The following is a 22377-nucleotide window of genomic DNA, read 5'->3' on the forward strand; positions in this document are numbered from 1 at the left end:
GATCAGGGGATAAAGTGGTTACGGCTCAGCGATTCTGCAGAGCTGCCTTCCACTTGGCGACCCATTCGTTGCGGTTCTGTGCCACCTTCTTGATATCGTAGTCAACGAGCTTGATCTCGCTGATGGGCTTCAGTCCCGTGCCGGTCACGTCCTTGCGAACCGAGCGGCGTCCGATCTCGGAGACGAGTTGCTCCTGCACGGGCTTCGAGAGAAGCCAATCGATGAACGTCTTGCCATTCTCCGGATGCGGAGCGCCCTTTACCAGAGCGACACCGTCGGCGACGGTGGAAGATCCGTCCTCGGGATAGACGATCGCGACATTCCCGCCGCCTTTGACGTAATCGAGGGCATTGTCCTCGAGCGTGAGACCCACGAGCGCCTCGCCGTCGTTGACGTAGCGCGAGACGGCGCCCGACGAGTCCGAGAGATTGATGTTGGCGAGAATCTTGTTGTAGACATCCCAGCCTTTGTCGCCGTGGCCGATCAGCACAGTTGCAAGCTGCTGGAAACTGGAGCCCGAGCTATCGGCACGAGCCGACGAGATCTTGCCCTTCCATTTGGGGTCACCGAGCTCGGCCCAGGTCTTGGGATACTCCTCCGGCTTCAACTCCTTGCTGTTGACCGCCATGACCAGCAGGATGCCCGTATAGGGGATCCATTCCGGGCTGACCTTGTAGTTCGGCAGAAGGGCGTCGTCCTCCTTCGGCTTGTAGACGGCCAGAAGATCCTTGTTGTCCTCGAGCTGCTCGCCGCCGATGCTCCAGATCACATCGGCCTTCGGGGCAGCGGACTCCGCCTTGACTCGCTTGATAATGTCCCCCGAGCCGGCCTTCACGACATCGACCTTGATGCCGGTTTCCTGCTCGAACTTCGGCACGAGCGCATCGACGATGGATGCCTTGTGAGCGGTATAGACCACCACGGTCTTGTCCTGGGCCATGGCCGCCGCGGTGAGAGATGCGAGCAGCACGCCCGCGGTCAGTCCGACTTTCAGCATGGAATCCCCTCATGGATTTTATTAGCCAGGTAACTTGATGTTGCTGAAGGCCGTAACTTTTGTAAAGTCGTGGCCGTTTCGGGGCGTGGATAAACAAGCAGGGAGCCCGTCGTGGCCGATTTGAAGATCCAGGGGCTGGCCAAGAGCTACAAGGACGTCCGGGTTCTGGAGAACATCGATCTCGATATCGCATCGGGTGAGTTCTTCACCCTGCTGGGCCCCAGCGGCTGTGGAAAGACCACCCTCCTGCGCACGATCGCAGGCTTCCAGCACCAGGATCGGGGCGAAATCATCGTCAATGGCCAGCGCATCGACCACAAGCCCGCTCACAAGCGGGACATCGGTATGGTGTTCCAGGATTACGCCATCTTCCCGCACCTGTCGGTCGCCGACAACGTGGCATTCGGGCTGAAGGCGCGCTCCCTTCCGAAAGGCGAGATCGAGGCCCGCGTGAACGAAAGTCTCAAGATGGTGCGCCTCGACGGTTATCAGGACCGCCTCCCGGGAGAGATGTCGGGCGGCCAGCAGCAGCGGATCGGTCTCGCGCGCGCCATGGCGATCCGGCCCACCCTTCTGCTCATGGACGAGCCGCTGTCGAACCTGGATGCGAAGCTGCGCATCGAATTGCGCGAGGATATCCGTGACATCCAGCGGCGGCTGGGCATCACAACCATCTATGTCACGCACGATCAGGAGGAGGCCCTTGCGGTCTCCGACCGTATCTGCGTGATGAACAAGGGCAATATCGAGCAGATCGGAACGCCCTTCGAGATCTACCGAAAGCCTTTGCGTCGGTTCGCGGCGTCCTTCGTCGGAACCATGAACTTCCTGCCGGGACAACTCGAAGGCGGGCGTCTGCGCGTCGGCAGCCAATCCATCGACTATCCCGTTGATGCGTCGGGCTGCGTCGAAGTGGCCATTCGACCGGAAAATGTGGCGCTCGCCTCCGCTCCCCTCCAGGAGGGAATGGTCGCGCTCAAAGGCGAGGTGCTCAAGATTACCTTCCTCGGCCGCGAAGCTCATTACACCCTCAGGACCGAGGCCGGCGAGATCGTGGCCCAGGTGGCGGATCCTGCTCAGGATTTCATCGGGATGGAGGGCCGTGCGGTCGAGGTGCGTCTCCCGCTCCAGAAGCTCGTTCTCTTCCATCCTAATGGCGACGTGCTCGATGCGGGGCAGGCACGATGAGAAGGCGGAGCCGCCTCGATATTTGGACCTTCGTGCTCGTCGCGGCCTGGGGCATCCTCATCGCCCTTCTGATCTGGCCGCTCTCGTCGATCCTGCGATCCAGCCTGCTCGACAACGACACGGGAGCCTTCTCCCTCGTCCACTATTTCCAGATCGCAACCATCAAAGCCTATCAGAGGGCTGTCGGAAACACGCTTCTGGCGGGATTCGGCGGCATGACCGGGGCTCTCCTTCTCGGCGTCACCCTCGCCTTCCTGACGACGCGGTTTCACATCTATGGCCGCGCTCTGATTCAGACCCTCGCCGTGGTGGCACTGGTCTCGCCGCCCTTCATCGGCGCCTATTCGTGGATCGTGCTGTTTGGTGCGAGCGGCGTCGTGCGCAAGGGGCTGGACGCCATCGGCATCTCCATTCCGCCGCTCTACGGCGCCGCCGGCGTGATCCTCGTCTTCGCGTTCAAGTTCTTCCCTCACGTCTTTCTGATCACGTCGGGAGCCCTCGCCTCCATCAACCGCTCTGTCGAAGAGGCGGCGGAAAGCCTCGGCGTCTCACCGACAAAACGCCTCTTCACGGTCACGTTCCCGCTCATCCTGCCAGCCATTTCCGCGAGCGCCCTCCTCACCTTCGTTCTGTCGATCGCGGATTTCGGCACTCCACGGATCATCGGCCGCGATTTCAACGTGCTGGCGACGGAGGCTTTCAATCTCTATGGCAGCGAGGTGGGCGGCAATCCCGGAATGGCATCGGCGCTCAGCATCGTGCTGATCGTCCTGTCGATGATCATCGTGTTCGGGCAGCGCTGGGTCCTGCGCAAGAACGTCTATCACAGCAACATGATCAAGAAGCCGGAACGCAAGCAGGTCCGCGGCTTCAAGGCCGTCGGGGTTCATGTTCTGGCCTATGCCATCGTGCTCATCGGCGCGCTTCCCGCCATCATCGTGGTGCTGTTCTCGTTCCGGCGCACGAGCGGACCCGTGTTCCAGCCTGGGGTGAGCCTGCAGAGCTACGAGCGTGTCATTTCGACGATCTCGGACCCGATATGGAACACGCTGATCTTCTCCTCCACGGCAGTGGTTGCGATCGTCATCACTGGAACCCTGATCGGCTATCTGATTTCCCGGCGTCCCGGCATCGCCACGGGAGCGCTCGATGCAATCCTGATGGTGCCCTATGTCGTTCCCGGCATTGTCATGGGCATCGCCTTCATCACGCGCTTCAACGAACCCCCGCTCGCGCTGACCGGCACGGGGCTCATTATCGTCATGGCGGTTTTCATCCGGCGCCTTCCCTATTCGGCACGCTCCGTCGCAGCGGCATTGAAGCAGGTCGGCCCCAATCTGGAAGACGCCGCGGTCAGCCTCGGCTACTCGCCTGGCAAGGCCTTCGTGAAAGTCACGGTGCCCCTGATCCTGCCTGGCATCATGGCGGGAGCCCTCATGAGCTTCATCACGGCCATGAACGAACTCTCATCCTCCCTCGTGCTCTATGTGGGCAGCACCATCACCATGCCCGTGCGCATCTATCTCTCGGTCATGGACGGCGAATACGGCACTGCATCGGCCCTCTCCACCATCCTCCTGGCTATGACGGTCACCGCCGTTTACGCGGCCTTTCATCTGTCCGGCCGTAAGGAGAGTGCCCTTCTGTGATGCTTGTGCCAGCAGAGCGATCACCCCGTCCCGGCTGATGTTGTTCGCCGACTTGGCCGCAGCAAGGGAGCAGCCCTTCTCGCCTCAGTAAGGATTGTCAGGGGGAATGGCTGCGAGCGATGCGAGGGCCGCAGACATCAGAAGACGCTCCTCGGGAACACTCGCTCGAGGCTGTGGGGCTGGTCGGGTCTCCGGCTGCAACCCTTGTGGCAGCCGCGCTCCTCGACAGCGCATACCTCGCGGCGGAAAGGAGCAGAGCACTCTTCGGCGAAGCGGATCCGGTTCGCCGCCAAGGAGCGCGGCAAACCAAAGACGTGAGGCGTTTCCCCATCAACGGAAACAGCTCTAGGCGTGGACATCAAACAAAAGGCTCCGCTATACGGATACTGATGCTCCCACACCAGGGGCAGACCGTTTGCCTGACTCCCTTTGTTCCTCGCGATGACATCATCGTGGCGGAACGCGTATTCCTGCCAAGCCTAGGACCTTCCTCGCTCTTGTCAGGTGGCACGTCAGGTACCGCCACTCGCGTGAGCTGCTCGCGGATCTTCCGGGCCAACTTAGCGCCAATACCGGGGACCACCCGCTCGATACGCGGGGCGAGAACGGCAAGCTGGGCACCCGTCAAGATGTTTTCCCGCCTCAGCGCGACCCATGCGCGCTGAGGCAGCAGGATCCCCGGAATGTGGCCGCAACAGGAAGCGTTGGCAGGCTCATCAACCTTTTGTCCCATGTCCGGCATCACTCTTCTCTGAACGCCCTGGCAAACTGGTCCAGGAAGGGCTTGGACAGGTAGGAAATCGCGGTGCGCTCTTCGGTGGCCACGAACACCTCGACAGGCATCCCGGGTTTGAGCGGCTGCCCGCGCAGCTTTTCCATTTCGCTTGGATCGATCTTGATGTCGGCTAGATAGTGAGTTGCGTTCGTGGCCGGATCCCGCGTGGACGCCGCCGAGACATATGCGACCTCCCCCTTCACCTCGGGGGTCGTGCGCTGGTTGAACGCGGAGAAGCGGAGCTTGGCCCCCTGTCCCACGGAGACCTGATCGACGTCGACAGGCGAGAGTTTGGCTTCGATCTTGAGAGCTGCACGCTCCGGAACGATGGTCGCAAGGGGCTCTGCGGGAGTGATGACGCCTCCGATGGTGTGAACCGATAGCTCGTTGACGATCCCGGACAGGGGAGCGCGGATATCGGCACGCGAGAGGCGGTCTTCCAGGGCGACGCGCCGGTCGTTGAGCTCCGATATCCTGGTTGCGACCGCGCTCAGCTCGCGCTGCGCCTCTGTCCGGGCATTCTCGTCGATTGCGATGATTTGAAGCCTGACGCTGCTCGTCCTGGCCCGGGCGCGCGCAATGCTCGCCCCGATCTCGCCGACCTCACCGGTCAGACGGGCGACATCGCGATTCAAGCCGTAGATCCTGCTTCCCTCGATCAGCCCCTTGTCGGCCAGTCCTTTGAGCTTGTTGAACTCGGTCCTGACAAGTTCCAGCTCGTTGCTCTTCGCGGCCTGCTGGAACTGAAGGCCTCGTATCTCCTGCTCGAGTTGGACGATTTCAGTGCGCAGCTGTTCCTTCTGACTTTCCCGGTTTGCCCGATTGCCTTCGAAAAGCCTCAACTCTCCATAAGCGACGATGTCGGCTTCCGAAACAAGAAATGTATGCTCCTGCGGCACGGGAATAGCCGCCATTCCGTCGCGCTCCGCGATGAGGCGCGCCCGCCGGGCGACCAGCTCGGAAAGCTGCGACCGGACGATCGACAGCTCCGCCCTCGTCTGCACGTCGTCGAGCCGAAAGAGAATCTGTCCCGCCTCGACGAAATCCCCCTCGCGCACAGCGATCTGGCTGACGATACCGCCATCGCGATGCTGAATGATTTTCAGGTTCTGGTCGACCTTGACCGTACCTTGCGCGATGACGGATCCGTTGATCTGCGCGATAGCGGCCCAGCCACCGCAGCCTACCACCAGCACCATTCCCAACGCGATACCGGCGGACACACGGGTCCCGAGGCGGTATTCGCCACTTCCCCTGCCAACATACGTGCTCATTCCTCTCTCCTTCTTATTCCGCCTGGTTCGGCAGTCGTTATTCCGGCTATGCGTGCTCCACGATGATGAAAGCCCTGTAGCCGTCGATATGGATCGTGGTTTCGTAGTTTGCGTCTCGGTCGAGATCGGCCTCGATGACAGTCCTGTCGATCTCGTCCGTCCTCTCATGGCGGTAGCGAATCCGTACGTCGTCCTCGTCAATCTTGTTTCCGTAGACTCCCGTGAACTTGTCCTCGAGCTGGTCGAGAACCTCCTCGAAGATGTCGTATTTGGACATCCGAATCCGATCTCCGACCTCGAAGTCGATGATCTCATGGAGAACCGGCGCGGCCGCGTTCTCGTTGGGCAGAGGCAGGTATTCGAACAGGTCGTCCCCCGCCCCGCCTTTGATGGCCGTCGGCGAGGATCCGACGATGAAATGATCGGCGCCGCTGCCGCCGATCACAATCTCGAAGCCGCGGATCGTATCGTTTCCGACTTCACCGCCGCTTGCGTTTCCAGCAGCCAAATCGACCAGGACCCCGTTCTCCGATGCGGAGTAATCCAGCGTGTCGCAAGCCTCCCCGCCGTCATAGACGTCATCCACGCCATCGGGCGCGGCAAAGACGATATCGTTCCCGTTTCCTCCGCTGACGACGTCCTGTCCGGTGCCGTCCCAGATCGTGTCATCGCCTGCGCCACCGTCGAGAGAGTCGTTGCCGTCGCGACCGAGCAACTGATCGTCGCCGTCACCGCCGGAGATCGTTTCGCCGCCATCGCTTCCCGCGATCGTGTCGCCGGCGGATCCCCCCCGAACGACCTCGAAGCCCTGCGCCTGATTCCGTCCGATCTCGCTTCCATTCGCTGTCCCGGCTTGGAGATCGACTTCAACGCCCCAACCGGCGTGCGACAGGTCGAGGGTATCGGTCCCGGCGCCTCCATCGTACAGGTCCCGATCACCGTCTAGGGCAACGATGACATGGTCATCGCCACTGCCGCCCGAGACGGTGTCCGACCCTGCGCCGTCGAGGACGACGTCAGCTCCCGCTCCGCCGTCAATCGAATCGTGGCCGAGGCCTCCGGCGACGACGTCGTCGCCATCGCCGCCACGGAGGATGTCACCGCCCGCACCTCCCTCGATCCTGTCGTCTCCGCCATCGCCTTCGACGAGGTCGTTCCCGCTTCCGCCGAACAGCACGTCGTCCCCGCTGCCGCCATGAATCTGATCGCTGCCGGCGTCACCGAAGATGATGTCGTTTCCATCGTCTCCGAACAGCCGATCCGCACCCTCTCCGCCTGAGATCTGGTCGTTTCCGGCGCCTCCGAGAACGATGTCGTTTCCGTCACCCCCGCGGATGATATCATCACCCGCCCCTCCAATGATGTGGTCGCCACCTGCACCGCCTTCGAGAATGTCATCGCCGCTCCGGCCATCGATGAGATCATTTCCCGCGCGCGCTTCGATGATGTCGGCGCATCCGGTTCCGAGCAGAACATCATCACCATCCGTGCCGGTAACCGAGTTCCTGACGACCGAGAAGTAGGCGTGCTGGACGATCGTAACCCTGCCGTCTGTGACTTCGTAGGTGACGGTCACGGGGCCCAAGCCATTCGGATCGTAGAGCAAGCCCTTCTCTGTCCATGTGATCGTGCCTGAAGATACTTTCAGGTTCCGGATCGACAGCGCATCGCCGTCGGGATCGGACACGTTCCTGAGAAGATCCGACAGGACGATGAGAAAGACCCCGCAGCCCGCCACGTCTTGGAGATAAACCGGACCGCTGGTCCGAGGCGGCCGGTTCACCGACGGACGAGGCGGCTCGTCGTCACCTTCGTCGGAGGTTGGAGGCTTCTCCGCAGGACGATCTTTCTCCGTGTGATCATCTCCCGGGGGAGGCGTATCGCTTCCATCTGTCTCGTGAGACGGCGAGCTGTGGCCGGGAGCGACGTTGTCGTTCGCCACCAGAAGCGGCCTTCCGAAGCTCGCGGTTCCGCTCACATCCGCCTTCTGGTTGAAAAGTAACGGGAAGTGGAAGGAGGGTGCATCGACCTCCATGAATTCTGCGGGCTCGAGGCGCGCGTCATATGGAGTACCTGATCCGATCCGGCGCGGAACGTCGTCTCCCGACGGATGGTCTCCCTGCTCATGTGGTCCCAGCGGCTCCGACAGCATTCCCGTGTCGATCAGCTTCAGGCGCGACCCGCCGGCTTCTTCCGGCTGCACCGGAGCCTCATCCTCGGGGGGCAGGCGTCCCCAGCTCTGGAGGGCGCTTTTCAGATAGGCCGCCAGTCCTAGGATCATCGCGCCCAACACGAGCGGCACCTTCGATGGCTTGACCTCCTTGGGTGCGTAGTCCTCGCGTTTGGCCCCGGCGCTCTTCCCAGCGCTCTCGCTCCTCGTTCCCTTGACGTCGATGATCATGCTGGAACCCTCGTCGTTACGGATGACCTTGCCTGAGAAGCGGCTTCGCGAATGCCGATGACCTCCTCCTTCGGGCCGAACGCCGTCATTCGCCCGGCCTGGATGACGGCCACCAGGTCAACCGCCGCCAGAGCGCTCGGGCGATGGGCAATGACAACCGCAATGCCGCCTCTGGCGCGAATGCCGCGGATCGCCTCCGTCAGGGCGGCTTCGCCCTCTCCGTCGAGATTCGAGTTCGGCTCGTCCATGACCACCAAGAACGGGTCCTTGTAGAGCGCGCGGGCAAGGCCGATGCGCTGCCGCTGTCCGGCCGAAAGCGCGGCGCCCTGCGCGCCGAGGCGTGTGCGATAGCCGTCGGGCAGGCGCACGATCATCTCGTGGATACCCGCGGCGCGCGCAGCCGCCACGATGGCGCGGGAATCGTTCGACGGATCGAAACGAGAGATGTTCTCCTCGATCGTGCCGTCGAGCAGCGATACGTCCTGCGGCAGGTAGCCGATGTGCTTGCCGAGGTCCTCGTCCTTCCATTGGGTGAGTTCCGCGCCGTCGAGGCGGACGCTGCCACGCAGCACCGGCCAGATGCCTGTCAGCGCACGCACGAGTGTCGTCTTGCCGCCGCCGCTCGGGCCGATGACGCCGAGCGCCTGTCCGGCTGTGAGCTGGAGTTCCAAGTCGCTGAGAAGAACGCGGCCGGTTTCCGGAGCGGCAACAGTAATCCGCTCGACCTGGAGCGTGCTGTGCGGCGCGGGCAGCGGCATCGGCGGATTCAGGTCCGCCAGCGCGATCACCGTCTCTTTGAGGCGCTGGAACGCCGTGCGAGCCGCGACCACGTTCTTCCAGTTGCCGATCGCCAAGTCTACGGGAGCAAGCGCGCGGGCGGAAGCTACGGAGCAGGCGATGATCGCGCCCGAGGACAATTCGCCCAGGATCGTCAGATACGCGCCTAGGCCGAGCGTCGCCGATTGCAGGATCATGCGGAGCACCTTGGAGATCGCCCCGAAGGTGCCGCTGATGTCGTTGGTCTTCGTCTGGAGGCTCAGGTGCTCGGCATTGGCCTTGTCGAACCGCGCCACGGCACGCTGTGCCATGCCCATCGCTTTCAGGATCTCGGCGTTGCGGGCGTTCGAGTCGGCAATCGTATTGCGCTCTATCGCAGCCTGGTGGCTCGCGCCGCTCAAGCGCCGGGTCATGAGCTCGGTGGCGACCGTCAGCAAGGTCAGCACGACGGCGCCACCCAGGACGAGCGCTCCAAGCAATGGATGGAGAAAGTAGACGAAAGCGAGGTAGAGCGGCATCCAGGGCAGGTCGAAAAGCGCGACGGGCCCTTGACTGCCGAGGAAGCCGCGTACGGTGTCGACGTCTCGCCCGCGCTCAAGCGCCTCCGCCGTGGAGAATCCGAAGCGAGGCATGTCGATGGCGACCTGGTGCGCCAGCGGAGCGATGCGTTTGTCGAGCCGCGCGCCGACTCGAACGAGCACCTGCGAGCGGATCACGTCGAATACGCCTTGAAAGAGATAGAGGCCGATCGCCAGGACCGAGAGCGCCACTAGGGTCGGTACGCTGCCGCTGGTCAGCGCCCGGTCATAGATCTGCAACATGTAGAAGGAACCGGTCAACGCGAGCACGTTGATGATGCCGGACATGGAGAAGAGAAAAATGATAATGCCCCGAAGCCCCTGCGTCAGCTTTTCCGCTGCCTTTCGCTTCTGGGCCGACGTGAAACCGGATCCGCGCATCTGACCATCCCTGCTGGTATTTTTGTTCGTTGGGGTGACGGCCGGGATGAATGCCCCGGCCGTCTTGCTGCGTCATGGGGAGTGAGGCCCTCAGGAGAGGATGAAGTCCGACGCCTTGAGGTCGTGGTTACCCTTGAGGCTGATCCGGAACTCGGCCGCATCGGGTCCGCTCGTGTTGCCGCTCACGACCGTGTACTCGCCGTCCTCGCGGGTTTCATGAGTGACCAGGAGCTTGGCGGGGCCGCTGAAGGATGACCCGTTCGCTAGGGTGAAGGACTGTTTCCCCGCAGCACCGCCATTCGCGTCAATCGCCGAGAGATCGAGACGGTCGCCCGGCTGGAAGCCGAGGATCGTGTCGCCATCGGCATCCGCCGCCGACAGGAAGCGGAAGACGTCGTTGCCTGCGCCTCCGTCGATCACGTTCACCGCCCGGCTCGCCGTGATCACGTCGTTGCCCGATCCGGTCACGATGTTCTCGATGCCCCAGATCGTGTCGCTACCGGACTGGGTGCTGAACACGCTGCCGCTGCCGCCATTGGCCCCGAGATTCGCCGTGATGTTCGCGGTTATCGCCGCCATGTCGAGTGTGTCGGCTCCCGAGCCGCTCGCCATGTCGTCTCCGTGGTAGACGTCGTTGCCGTCGTTCACCGCAGCCACGATGACATCATCTCCAGCCCCACCATAGACGATGTCGTTGCCGGAACCGGCGTCGATCAGGTCGCTGCCGTTGTCGCCGAAGATGCGGTCACTGCCCGCCTCACCGTACAGCATGTCGCCGTCGTCGCCGCCAAGCATGTTGTCATCGCCCTCGCCACCGAACATGACGTCCCTGCCGCTCTCGCCGCTCAGGAAGTCGTTGCCATTGCCTCCGTTGACGATGTCCGCTCCGGCTCCGGCAACCACGTTGTCGTGGCCGTCGAGAGCCATGATCGTCTCACCCTTCCCGGTGCCGACCAACACCTCGGTGCCATTCGTTCCGGCGACGGGAGCGCCGACCGAAGTATCCGGCTGCGTCGGGGGCGAGCCCGTGTCCTCCTCATCCTCACCGTTTTCGTGATCACAGGAGCCGTCGCCGTTTTCCCCGTCGTCGCCGCTGTCATCATCGGCCGGAGGAGTTTCCTCCTGCTCCGAGTCGCCGGACCCGAACTGCGGCAGGCCACCCTCGCAAACGAATCTCAGGGTATGGCCGGCCTTGGTCATGGTGGTCACACCGTCGTCGTCGGTCGTGATCTGGTAGTCCCCCGGCGCTGCGCCGGCCGGGAGCTCGATCACGTCCTGCGGACGCAGGGTGCCGATGACGGTATCGTTGCCGCCGTTCGAGCGGAATACGATCCGGTGGGCGGAGGACAGCGCAGTGATATCGACAGTGTCGTTCCCTTCGTTGCCGTCGATCGTGATGGTGTTGAAGTTGAGGCTGGTTCCGTTGAAGTCGCCGACGACCTGGATAGTGTCGGTTCCGGCGGTGCCGCCGTTCTGCCCTCCTGGCGTCGTGACGGCGAACGTGCTGACGCGGATTTCCTCGATGTTGTCGAGTTCGGCGATCACGACCCCGTTGCGGGCGATCACGATCTCGGTGCTGGCCGCGAGGGTCAGTCCCGTGATCGCCGCGAACGCAGCGGCGCGGGTGTAGATCGTGAAGGTCTCGCTTTCCGCGGAGCCGTTCAGGACGTAGGTGTCCTCCCCGTCACCGCCGTCGATCAAATCGCGGCCTGCATGTGCGGCAGCCTGATTGATCGTGTCGGCACCCGCCCCGGCATTGATGACGTCGCTGCCGATGCCGCCATTGATCACATCCGCACCGTCTCCCGCCGCGACGATATCGTCGCCGCTTCCGGCATTGATGACGTCGTCCCCGCCGAAGCCGAAGATCGCGTCCCTGCCGAGTGTCACGGTATTGATGTCGTTGGTGCCGTTCAGGGGCGCATCACCCGCTGCGGTGCCCAGGCGAACGGCATACGTGACGCCGTTGAAGTCGAGGCGCTCGATGCCTCGCAGCGTGTCGACACCATCGGTCCCGACAGTGTCGGCAACGGTGAGATCGGTGCCGTTGTTGCCAAAGGCGTAGTCCGCGGCCGCTCCCGTGAAGTGGGCGACATCGAGGAGCGCATCTCCGCCATCGAGCGTGTCGTTGCCCTCACCACCCGTGAGATGGTCAACGGCAAGGCCGCCCAAGAGGATATCGTCCCCTGCCCCTCCGTCCAGCTCGTCTGCGCCACCGCCGCCATCGAGGGTGTCGTTTCCAGCGCTCCCCATGAGGTTGTCCGCGGCTCCGAGCCCATAGGCGGCATCATCCCCATCGGTGCCGTTGAAGACGTCTTCGAGCCCGGTTCCGTTGAAGAGGTCACCGACGATAGCCGTGGGTTGTGAATGCACGGTCTCGACCATGCCGAACCCGTCGGTGTAGCTCATGGCGACCCGCACCTGTCGGCCGACCTGGGCTTGGGCCGGCGTGAAGCTCACCGCCGTCGCCCCGGCGATGTCCACCCAGGCCCCGTCGACCAGGACCTGCCACTGGTAGGTGTAGGAGGCCGGATCGATGCCGTCGGCATCCTGAACCGTGCCGATGGAGGCCACGATGGGCGATCCCTCGGTGGGGCGCGTGTCGGTGAGCGTGGGCTCACCGGTCGGCGCCTGGTTGAAGAGCTGGCGGACCGTGAACTCGCCGTCGGCGAACTTCAGCTTCTCGATGTTCGTCAGGCGGTCCTTTCCGTCCGACCTGATTCTCGCGTCGCCACCCGCCGGGTCGTCGATCACGATCTCCACGTTGTGCTCGACCGTGATGCTGCCATCCTCCTCGTCGAGAGTGACGGTGTAGTCCGCTCGATTGCCGCTGAATACGGCGACGTCGATGTCGGTGGCCTTGCTGCCGCCGGTGACGATCTCGCGGACGATCGAGAGCTGGCCCGGATTGAGCGTCCGGTCGAACATTGTCTGCTGGAGCGTCTTGCCGTCGAACTGCGCCACCGCGGTTTCAGACAGCACCCCGTTCACGTAATCCGTCTCGAGATAGATCTTCGAGTCCATCCCGTCGGCGGTGTATGTCTGGTTCCCGGCCGTGATGCGGATGCGGACGTTGAGCCACTTGTCGCCGTCGATGATGTCGTCGCCGGCATTGCCCTGGATCGTGTCGCTGCCGGCGCCGCCGAGCAGGATATCGGAGGCGTCGCCCGTACCCATGACGATGGTCTCGGTCTTGCCGTCGGCTCCCGTCACCGTGGTCCGGGCGAGGTGCGCCACGAGATCGGCGAGGCCGTCGATCAAGGCGACGTTCTTCTCCAGCAAGGCGTTGGAATACGACTCGAGCGGCGCGCCAGCTTCGACTTGAGTCGCGTTGCCATCCGCATCATAGGCACCCGTCACGACCTCACGGCCCGTCAGCTTGTCGTCGTGCTTCCAGCCCGACAGGCCCTCCACCAGGTCGAACCGGTCCCGGAGGATGTTGTTCTGCTGGTTCTGGAAGATCGAGACCGTCATGTCCGAGTCGGCCGCCTGGTTGTGCCCCTTATGGATCGCCCAGTCGAAGCCGGCCATGCCGTTGTTGCGCTCGATGCCCTCGTTCTGGAACATGATGTCGTCGCCGGACTCGGCGTCGTAATCGTTGTCGTTCCCGCGCCCGTTCAGGACGTCATGGCCGATGATGGTCGAGTTGAAGAACAGCTCCGAGTTCTCGCCAGCGAGGGTGTCGAAGCTCTCGCCGCCCTCGATCCAGTCGTCGCCCTCATTGCCTTTCAGGAAGCTGTTACCCGTGCCACCGCGGATGAAGTCGCTGCCCAATCCGCCCGTGATATCCTTGGCCTCCGTGCCGCCATAGACGAAGTCCTGCCCGCTGCCGCCGAACACGAGGTCGAGACCGCTGCCCGGATTGATGACGTCGTTGCCGGCATCGCCGTGGATCACGTCGGCCGCGCCGATATCGGTGCCGCTGTCGGTGATGATGTCGTTCCCGTCGCCGCCATGGAGATGGTCGACGCCGTAGCCGCCTTCGAGGCTGTCATCGCCGCCGTCGCCCCACAGCGTATCGTCGCCTTCGCCGCCGATCAGGGTGTCTCCCTCGTTCGTCCCGCCCAGCACGGCATGGTCGACGCCGCTGTAGCGCAGGTAGTCGGCATCGCCGTCTCCGTCGACGTCCCTGCGGATCACCATCGGGCTGACCGCGTTGAGGATCGGATCCGAGTGAATCGGATCGGCCCCGATCTGCCTGGTTTGATCCATTTCGACGATGACGTCAGCCGTCTCGAAGGCGGCGCCATTCACGTGGGGCGATCTCCCGTCGCCGAGGCTGGTGTTGCGCATGATGAGCTGCGCGAAGGAGTCTGCCTCCAGCTCGTTGAGGAGGTTCAGGCCCTGAGTGCGGCTGAGATAGTAGAACCGGTCCCCGGCCTGGAGCTGCTCTATCTGGTATTCGAACACGTAGGTGAAGGTGGAACCCAGCATGGAGCCGAAGGCCATCTTCTTCTCGGCCAGGCCGCCGATCCAGAAGTCCACATCGTTGAGGCCGCCAAGCCTGCCCAGTGCCGTATCGCCATAGGCGCCCTGGCCGTGCAGGAAATCCAGCCGGTCGGCCGGAGCTCCGTCGCCGCCCATGACGAGCAGGGTCGCCGCCGCGCGCTTGGCTTCGAGCGTCGTTGCAGACGTGATGGAGGTATGCGTGCCGTAGGCCGCGATGAAGTTGATCACCGAGGCCGTGTTCTTAAGGGAGAGCGCGAAGTCGTACCAGCTCTCGTAAGGCTTCACGCGGGTGTCCTGGGTGTCCGCGAAAAACTGCTTCCGGGCCTCGTTGAGCGACGGCACGCCGGTTTCGCGGGCACGGGCGATGTTGGTGGCGCCGAGGTCGAGCGGCAGACCGACCAGGTTGTTGCGCAGGGCTCCCGTCAGGAATTCGTCGATCTCGTTGCCGACCTGGCGCGACATGCCGCTCAGGATGGCGCCCGCCGCCTCGTTAGGGTTGATGCCGGCATTGCCGAACGCAAGCGGATTGAGGAAGGCCTCGATCAGGCCGATTTCGCTCTCGACCGGGCGGCCGTCCGCCCCGACGTGGATCATATCGATGTTCTCGGTGAGCATCGAGTGGCCGAAACGGTACACGACGTGCGCGAACTCGGCGACGATGGCTCCGGATACCGTCGTGGTGTTGGAGAACACGAAGGGATCCACGTCGGGCGCGACGGCTCGGGCGAACTCCTCGAAGACCAGGTGCTGATAGACCATCTCGGTCGAGAAGCGGGCCGCCTGGAACAGGCGCTCGCCGTCCCATGTGAGGGTCGAGGCGAAGGCCTCGATCGCGGCGGTGTCGCCCGGAGCCGGCAGCGCGGTCCCCTCCGGCAGATCGACGGCGAGCCATTCGTTGAGGAACGCGAGGTCGCCGGACTCGATTGCGACCTTCTTCGTCTCCTCGATCATGCGGTTGTGCTCGGAGTGGAACACGTGGTGGATCGAGGTCAGGCCGATGTTTTCGTTGCCGCGTCCGTCACCTACGATGACGTGCCTGTCGAGCAACTCGTTGTCGTAGTTCAGATTGAACCCGTACATGTTGGGGACGATCGGGTTGCCGGCGACGTCATCGGCATCCGGAGTCACTTCCACATCAGGAGTATTCGGGTTGCGATCATGGTCGATCGGACCGGCAGGGGGCACTGCCGTGTGCGCGATATCGTTCAGGAACGCCCGACCGGCCGAGAGGGCCTGAGAGGCGGCCACGGGCTGGGCGAGATTGCCCTCGACGAAACCCGCTTGCGTCACGAGCTGCGGCAGGCCGTTGGCTCCCCGCACGAACTCTCCGTAGACGTCGGTCAACAGTCCGGGAACGCGCAGGACGTCGGCGTCGGCCAGGAGGATGCCGAGCTTCCCGGCCGCTTGCTCCTTGACGTCGGCCCAAGTCGCCGGGCCGCCGTTCTTGCCTTCCAGCATGCGCCCGGTCGCGACCGGGTGAGAATCCTTGATGCCGTCGCCGTCGCTGTCGACGGAGAATTCATACTCGCGCAGGAAGACCTGATGCGACGGATTGGACGTATAGACCTGGTTGAGGTCGATCCACGGAGTGGTCTCGTTCCGGTGATCGACGGTGTCGTCCGCCGTGCCCATCTGCCCGTCGGCGCCAGCGCCCCTCACCGGAGTCGCGCGGGTCAGGACCATGAAATTGGACGGGCTCCCCGGGACATAGAGCGGATCGTCGGGCTGGAGCGGCATGAAGACGGTGCCGTTTTCGCCCTTGCTGACAAGGTCGAGGCCGTGGTCGAAGAACTGGCCGAACAGGGTGAAGAAGCCGTTAAAGGGCGCAGTGTCGCCGAGATCGGCCGCGACGTTGTCGATCATGACGGTCTTCGGCGCCATCTCGATGTAATCGATGCGGGCGAGTTCAAGCGTGCTTGCGGAAGCTCTGATCTCGACGACGGAGGCCGGACCGACCTTGACGTTCTCGAACGTGATCGTGCGGAGGTTCTCGATCTGAGCACCGTTGCCGGGTGTCGCCTCGTCGAGCGTCCAGGCTCCGACCATCTTGCCGTCGACCCAAAGTTCGAGCGGGATGGCGCCGTCATTTTCGTCGAGATAGGCGACCTTCAAGTCGTACGCTCCGGGCGTGATGCCGTCCTGCGCCAAGCGGGTCGAGGTCGCGCCGGTCTGGTTCGCTCCCAGGCGCACGACCGTTCCGCCGGAGGCGCCGGCAACCGCCTCGTCGAAGAACTCCCCGGGGGTCGTGAAGTCCTCCGCCTCGATGCGGATGGGAGTGCCGGTGACGACGTGTGCCTTGCCCTCCTGGATGAGGGCCTGGATGGCCGGATTGTCGATCGACTGATCCGCGATCAGGTTTGAAATGATGCGCGGATCGGCATCGTACACGCTACCGGGGTTCTGGTAGCTGGTCGGTGCTCCCGTCCGCGGATTGACATCGGCCGGAACATACACGGGATTGAGCAGGCGCGGCATGATCTGGTCGGCTGCCCCGTCGTATTCGTGGCCCGGGATCAGGTTGTTGTAGCTGCCGTCCACTGTGCGCAGCCCATAGGGCAGAAGGTGGTGGCTGACCAGATCGGTGAGCGGGGTCGATCCGGGGCCGTCGTGGGCGACCGAGTTCGCTTCGCCGATCTTGATCTGCTTCAGGATGAATTCGAGGTCGTGCTTGACCAGATGGACCATGGTGTACCTCCCAGGGCTTCGCCCGCGTTGCTGCTCTCTTGCCATTGCCGGGACCAGGGCTGCGTCGCCCATAGGTCTGCAATTTCGTCAGCAATGTTGAAGGAGGACCGCCCGGCCCGCATCGCATGGAGGTACAACGATTTTCTCGTCACTCGTCCAGGTTTCGCCTCGCCTTTGGGCCAGAGCGCGATGGTCCAAAGACCACCATTCGCCTGGACCAAGGTCCAGTTTCGTCGCGCGAGACCGGTTTCGCCCTGCTACAGAGGTCCGCAGGACGCTGCGGGCGAGCGAGGAAGTTCGCATGCTAAAGGCAGGAATCGATCACAGGCTGCCCACGGCGAAACGGCGCGGAGCGGGTTCGCCGGAAGCGCCGTTCGAAGCGGGGAATCCTGCGTTGGACGGGCGACGATGCCTGTCACGGTCCGATGATTGGTCTGCCGTGCCTCGGCCTGAGCAGTTGAAGAAGGGGCGCCCCGCATCGGCCGACCAGCGTGCCCGGCACGGCGTCTTTGCGGCGATGCTTCAGATGGAATGCGCAGGAATCGCGCGCAGGGCGCAAGTCGCTCTCCAAAGGAGAGGTTCGCAGCGATTGCCATAGGAGGTCACCTCTAGGCCCTTCCGCTCCGGGTGACCTCGCGCTCGACTCAGACCCGATCGCTCTCCAGCTCGCTCCACTCGCGTTTGGCGATAAGAACCGCCTCGACCCTGTTTCTGGCCTTGAGTTTTCGCAGGATGTTGGTGACGTGGTACTTGACGGTCTTCTCCTGCACGTCCAGGCACTCGCCGACCTCGCGGTTGCTCAGCCCGCTCGCGACGAGGCGCAACGTGCGCTTCTCCTGTTCGGAAAGGGATGAAAGCGGGCCCACTTTCATCCGTGTCTTGCTCGACAGGAGGCGCAGGGCGAGGTCCGGGGACATGAAGGTGCTGCCACCCTTCAGGCTTCTCACGGCCGTGATCAAGTCAGGCGCCCGGATCCCCTTGGGGAGGTAACCGACGGCCCCCGCCTCGAGAGCTCCCATCACGTCCTCATCGTTCTCCGAGACCGTCAGCATCGCGACCCGCGGCGGATCCGGCATCTCAAGGATCCGACGGGCCGCCTCGATTCCGTTTCCAGGCATCGACACATCGAGAAGAACGAGATCGGGTGCAAGCTCCGTTACAAGCTGCAAGGCATCCGCGGCAGAGGCCCCTTCGCCCACGACTTCGATCATGTCGTCCAGCGTGAGCGACTGGATCACTCCAGACCGGAACAGCGAGTGGTCATCCACCACCACGACACGAATTTTCTCAATCATTCCGACCTCCCCCCCGGGATAAGCAGCTCCATCGCGACCCTGGTTCCTCCACCCGGGATCTTTCCTATACGGAAAGTGCCGCCCAGGCTTTCCACCCGTTCTCGAAGCCCGATGAGCCCCAGACCGGATTCGGGTGTGGACGGGTAACCGCCTGTTCCCCCGCTGTCCTCCACGCTCAGGCACATGACCCGCCCCGCGAACCTGCAGGCGACCTTCTGCCCGTTTCCTCCGGCGTGGCGGAAGGCATTGTTGAGCCCCTCCTGCACGAACCGGTACGCACAGATCTTGACCGCATGCGGGAGTGACTGGGTGATCTCGCCGCATTCGGCCGCAACACTGCTGCCGGTGCGTTGCTCGTGGGCGCGAACCGCACGCCTGATCACCTCGGGAAGCGGCAGGGCTTCCAGTTCCGGCAGCATCAATCCCTTCGATATGGCCCGGATATCTTGGATCGCATCGGCCAGGACGGCATCGAGTGCCTGCAAATCCTTCTCCCGGTCGGCATCCGTCCTCGCACGACGTGCGTGCTCCACCTTCAAGGCGGCTAGTCCGATAAGTTGGGCCGGTCCGTCGTGCAGTTCCGCACCCAGTCCTCGGAGGTAGCGTTCGGTCAGCTCCGAAACGCGCCCTGAGGCCCGTTGGACGCGTTCCCGGAGTGCGCGGTTGCGCTGGGACGTCAGCTCGACTTGCGCCATGCGTTCACGCAACTCCCTCTGCTGATTCATGATGATCCCGTTGCCGCGATAGACGATCCAGAACAAGCCCGCCATGATCAGGATGGTGGCGCCGATCCGTGCGAGCCAGCTGTTGAGGCGCAGCCGCCACAGCCTTTCCTCCAGCGGCTCCGCCACCTCATGGATCTCCGCAACGGCAATGATCCGCCCGGTGAGATGCTCCCGGATCGGGGTGTAGATCTCGAGATAGCGGGAGGTGAAGCCTCTGGCCTCGTGCTCGTCGGCCTGAAGATCGGTGTAACGAGCGGAGACTTCTCCGGTGAGCGCGTCGATGACACCGGCAGGAGGAGCGAATCTGCGTCCGATCAGCTCGGGCGATTTCGAATATGCGACAAGGCCATCCCCCTTCCAGATCTCGACGTGAGGAAAACGGCTCTCGAAACTTTCCTTGTCAAGCAACCGATCCAACTCGGCTCGATCGCTCGCCGGCAAGACCCCATCCTTCGCAAGATTGTGGCTCAGCGGAGAAAGGAAGCTGTCGATGAACAATGCGGTTGTCGCGGCCTCCCGGTTGATCGTGTTCCTGGAAATGATCTCGGCGGTGAACACCCCTTCCACGATCATCGCGAGCAACATGATGGCACCGCCCGTCACCGCGAACTGACGGGTCAGGCTCCAGGACTCCACGGTCTCTCTCCACCGACGAGATCCTAGTCGTGCCTCAATCCCTGACATTCCTTGCCCCGACTTTTACCCTAGAAAAGCCAGAATATGCGAGGCCGCCGCCACGGCAATCGACGAAGGTCCAGCGGCGAACTGGACTTTGGTCGGGGTGAATACCCCTTTCGGGCGCAGGAATGCGATGGGCCCGGCGCGAGGAAAATTGATTCTTCGAGATCGCGGGACTCCTTGCCACACAAGCCTTGCTGCATGTCCGACGGCGTCAACAGGGGATGCGTCACGAGCAAGAGCGATCCATTGGGAGTAGCACTTCCTGTCGTTGAACTACCCCGTAGGAATGAGGGACTCGATTTCTTTGGGCGGCTACGCTCTTCAGGCAAGAATTCCTGGGACTCGGGGCACATCGACCCGCAGCGCCAGGTATACATCCGGGGGGATGGTTTCATGACTTCGATTTCTGTTGCCTTGATCGACGGCCATCCCGTCACGATCGATGGTCTGGCGCATGTGCTCGCAGCGCAGGGTACTTTCACCGTCGTGGCGCGGGGAAAAAGCTCTCAGGACGCGATTACGATCGCGAAGCGCCATCGGCCCGACCTGGTCATCCTGGACCCGGCGATCTCCGGGAATGCCATCGCGGCAATCTCCGAGATTGCAACCAATGACGCAAGGATCGGAATCATCGCGTTCTCAGGGGCTCTTGGAGTGGATCATGCGGTGAGCGCGCTGGAGGCAGGGGCTCGAGGGTACGTATCCAAGTCATGCACCGCGGATGAGCTTGTCAGCGCCGCGAAGGCGGTGACCGCAGGGGACACCTACGTGTCTCAGAATTTTGCGAGCGAGGTGATCAGCGCCCTGCGGAACGCATCCGTGCGAAGGATCGCCATGCAGGCACTCAAACTGAGCGCCAGGGAGGACCAGATTGTCCAGTTCCTGCTCAACGGAAGAACGAACAAGGAAATCGCATCAAAACTCGGGATTACCGAAAGGACGGTCAAGCACTACATGACGGTTCTGATGCAGAAGCTGAACGCCCGCAACCGCGTCGAGGTCGTGATCGCAGCGCAAAAGTTCAAACACCAGATGGTGCCATCCCATCGGGAGCTCGGCGGCCTGGGCAGCCATCACTCGCTCACGTCTGCTGGCAGATCGTATCTGTCATAATCAGCCCCTCGTCGCGCTGCGCTGTCCGGGACGAGACCTCGCAAACCTCCAGACGGGGCCGGGAACATTCGGGACGACGGGTCAAATCCTGACGTAGTTGAAGCAGCCGGAAGGAAGTCCGGCTCCGCTCACGAGGATCGCGCCTTGCCCGAACAGCATCAGTCCTGATTGTTCCTCCGGAATTCGGATGACAACCAGCTCCCCGCTGCGGTCGGTCCACACCAGTTCCCCGCCTACCGCAGCGACGGCCTCGAAGATGCGCCCCTGGGAAGTTCCGGGGGCGAACAGCACCGTGGTGAACTCGTTCCCTTGCGGCGGCCAGAGAGCGACGGCTCCGGCTCCCAAGACCAAGAGAGTCGCAGTGGATCTGACGACGGCGTTCCGACGTGATGACAACCCGTCACCCTCATCCGGAGAATCTGCCGACAGCCAGCCGAGGATCAGGGGCGCGATGCCGAACAAACCGAGCCAGAGCAGATCCCAGAACAGAGGGTTCGAACTATCCATGCGGATGCGGTGGATGCCGAGCAGCCAGTGCGAGAGAACCGAGTCGATCACGTGCCAAAAGCCGAAGCCGATCAGGATGCTTCCGAACAGCAGGCGGCCCGAGCCACGGGGAGCATTCCTCGAAGCCCACAGCAGCCACAGCCCCGTAGCCGCAATGATATACATGAGGGCATGAAAGTAACCGTCGGCGGCCACCTGAAAGCGTATGTCTTCGGGGTTGATCGTGCTCAGCAGGTGATGCCATTGGAGGATCTGGTGAAGCAGGATCCCGTCGAAAAAGCCGCCGAGCGCGAATCCCAGAAGGTAGCCCGACCACAGGTAGCGGCCACTGGTTGCGGTACGTGTCACGGCTGCTCCCATCTCGAAAGCGGTACTGCCCCGACCTGTCAACCGATACCCGGGCGAGATGTTTCCCAAGCCCCTCTCCGGATCCTTTCCTCGGCTTTGGAAGTGACAGCGCCGACACAATCCTCCTGGACCTTCACGAGGGGCAGGCGACCTCACCGCATGTCTTAAGAGCGGCGACGATTCTGCCGATGGACCTGGGGCCGAGATAGCCGAGCACGCCGACCCCGGACGCCACGAAGGACGGCGTCGCCACCAGGCCCAGGTTGGCCGCGAGCTGGATCTGCTCCCGCAGCATCCCGCCCACCTTCTCGCTGTCGGCCATGGGCTCGATTCGGCGAAGACATTGCGGTCGATCTCCTTGCAGGTCACGCACCACTCGGCGAAGTCAACCAGGATTGGTCTGCCCTGCGCCTGGGCCGTTTGAACCGCGGCGCTGCCAGAACCCCACGCCGGTCCTGCTCCTGACCGCCAAGGACACCGTGGCCGACCGGATCGGCGGCCTCGACAGCGGCGCGGACGACTATCTCGGCAAGCCCTTCGATCTCGACGAGGTC

At 63.1% G+C, this 22377-nt stretch carries 12 protein-coding genes and 1 pseudogene; 4 read left to right on the top strand and 9 right to left on the bottom strand.

Features of this window, described 5'->3' with window-relative positions:
• Positions 1-25: 25 nt before the first annotated feature.
• Positions 26-997 carry an extracellular solute-binding protein gene (locus GR328_RS06600; protein WP_160883719.1) on the bottom strand — a complete coding sequence of 324 codons (972 nt, stop codon included), beginning with the start codon at positions 995-997 and terminating at the stop codon, positions 26-28.
• A 111-nt stretch (positions 998-1108) separates the two neighbouring features.
• Between GR328_RS06600 and GR328_RS06605 the strand changes: the two genes are divergently transcribed.
• Together GR328_RS06605 and GR328_RS06610 are read left to right on the top strand one after the other, a co-directional pair.
• Entirely contained in the window at positions 1109-2185 is a 1077-nt protein-coding gene (locus GR328_RS06605) for an ATP-binding cassette domain-containing protein (protein WP_160883720.1), read from the top strand.
• Positions 2182-3834 carry an ABC transporter permease gene (locus GR328_RS06610; protein ID WP_160883721.1) on the top strand — a complete coding sequence of 551 codons (1653 nt, stop codon included), beginning with the start codon at positions 2182-2184 and terminating at the stop codon, positions 3832-3834. Before GR328_RS06605 ends, GR328_RS06610 begins: the two co-directional genes overlap by 4 nt.
• Positions 3835-4575: 741 nt before the next feature.
• Here the strand turns inward: GR328_RS06610 and GR328_RS06615 are convergent.
• From GR328_RS06615 to GR328_RS28200, 6 genes are all read right to left on the bottom strand, one after another.
• Positions 4576-5883, bottom strand: a complete 1308-nt coding sequence (locus GR328_RS06615; protein ID WP_160883722.1) for an HlyD family type I secretion periplasmic adaptor subunit — start codon at positions 5881-5883, stop codon at positions 4576-4578.
• 46 nt (positions 5884-5929) lie between these two features.
• On the bottom strand, positions 5930-8284 hold the full coding sequence (locus GR328_RS06620; RefSeq protein WP_160883723.1) for a cadherin-like domain-containing protein: 2355 nt from the start codon (positions 8282-8284) through the stop codon (positions 5930-5932).
• Entirely contained in the window at positions 8281-10020 is a 1740-nt protein-coding gene (locus GR328_RS06625) for a type I secretion system permease/ATPase (RefSeq protein WP_160883724.1), read from the bottom strand. The genes GR328_RS06620 and GR328_RS06625 overlap by 4 nt, the downstream gene beginning before the upstream one ends.
• Positions 10021-10110: 90 nt before the next feature.
• Positions 10111-17154 carry a peroxidase family protein gene (locus GR328_RS06630; protein WP_160883725.1) on the bottom strand — a complete coding sequence of 2348 codons (7044 nt, stop codon included), beginning with the start codon at positions 17152-17154 and terminating at the stop codon, positions 10111-10113.
• Positions 17155-17798: 644 nt separating this feature from the next.
• Positions 17799-18449: a response regulator gene (locus tag GR328_RS06635; protein ID WP_160883726.1), complete on the bottom strand. Its 651-nt coding sequence runs from the start codon at positions 18447-18449 to the stop codon at positions 17799-17801.
• Complete coding sequence (locus tag GR328_RS28200; protein WP_160883727.1) at positions 18446-19810, bottom strand: sensor histidine kinase; 1365 nt, start codon at positions 19808-19810, stop codon at positions 18446-18448. The genes GR328_RS06635 and GR328_RS28200 overlap by 4 nt, the downstream gene beginning before the upstream one ends.
• 438 nt (positions 19811-20248) lie before the next feature.
• On the opposite strand from GR328_RS28200, the gene GR328_RS06645 reads away from it, so the two are divergent.
• Complete coding sequence (locus GR328_RS06645; protein ID WP_160883728.1) at positions 20249-20968, top strand: LuxR C-terminal-related transcriptional regulator; 720 nt, start codon at positions 20249-20251, stop codon at positions 20966-20968.
• Positions 20969-21049: 81 nt separating this feature from the next.
• On the opposite strand, the gene GR328_RS06650 is transcribed toward GR328_RS06645, so the two are convergent.
• On the bottom strand, positions 21050-21823 hold the full coding sequence (locus tag GR328_RS06650) for a DUF2243 domain-containing protein (protein ID WP_343039307.1): 774 nt from the start codon (positions 21821-21823) through the stop codon (positions 21050-21052).
• Positions 21824-21956: 133 nt separating this feature from the next.
• Positions 21957-22145 carry a DsbA family protein gene (locus GR328_RS06655; RefSeq protein ID WP_160883729.1) on the bottom strand — a complete coding sequence of 63 codons (189 nt, stop codon included), beginning with the start codon at positions 22143-22145 and terminating at the stop codon, positions 21957-21959.
• A gap of 127 nt (positions 22146-22272) precedes the next feature.
• On the opposite strand from GR328_RS06655, the pseudogene GR328_RS06660 reads away from it, so the two are divergent.
• Positions 22273-22377: pseudogene (locus GR328_RS06660) on the top strand (DNA-binding response regulator); the annotation flags it as partial.

Origin of the sequence: Microvirga makkahensis (assembly GCF_009830105.1) — a bacterium.
GTDB classification, from domain to species: Bacteria; Pseudomonadota; Alphaproteobacteria; order Rhizobiales; family Beijerinckiaceae; genus Microvirga; species Microvirga makkahensis.

What these genes read in the sequence shown, in the direction of transcription:
- GR328_RS06600 (WP_160883719.1), bottom strand. Translation starts at nt 997, where the DNA reads ATGCTGAAAGTCGGACTGACCGCGGGCGTGCTGCTCGCATCTCTCACC.
- GR328_RS06610 (WP_160883721.1), top strand. Translation starts at nt 2,182, where the DNA reads ATGAGAAGGCGGAGCCGCCTCGATATTTGGACCTTCGTGCTCGTCGCG.
- GR328_RS06615 (WP_160883722.1), bottom strand. Translation starts at nt 5,883, where the DNA reads ATGAGCACGTATGTTGGCAGGGGAAGTGGCGAATACCGCCTCGGGACC.
- GR328_RS06620 (WP_160883723.1), bottom strand. Translation starts at nt 8,284, where the DNA reads ATGATCATCGACGTCAAGGGAACGAGGAGCGAGAGCGCTGGGAAGAGC.
- GR328_RS06625 (WP_160883724.1), bottom strand. Translation starts at nt 10,020, where the DNA reads ATGCGCGGATCCGGTTTCACGTCGGCCCAGAAGCGAAAGGCAGCGGAA.
- GR328_RS06630 (WP_160883725.1), bottom strand. Translation starts at nt 17,154, where the DNA reads ATGGTCCATCTGGTCAAGCACGACCTCGAATTCATCCTGAAGCAGATC.
- GR328_RS06635 (WP_160883726.1), bottom strand. Translation starts at nt 18,449, where the DNA reads ATGATTGAGAAAATTCGTGTCGTGGTGGTGGATGACCACTCGCTGTTC.
- GR328_RS06645 (WP_160883728.1), top strand. Translation starts at nt 20,249, where the DNA reads ATGACTTCGATTTCTGTTGCCTTGATCGACGGCCATCCCGTCACGATC.
- GR328_RS06655 (WP_160883729.1), bottom strand. Translation starts at nt 22,145, where the DNA reads ATGGCCGACAGCGAGAAGGTGGGCGGGATGCTGCGGGAGCAGATCCAG.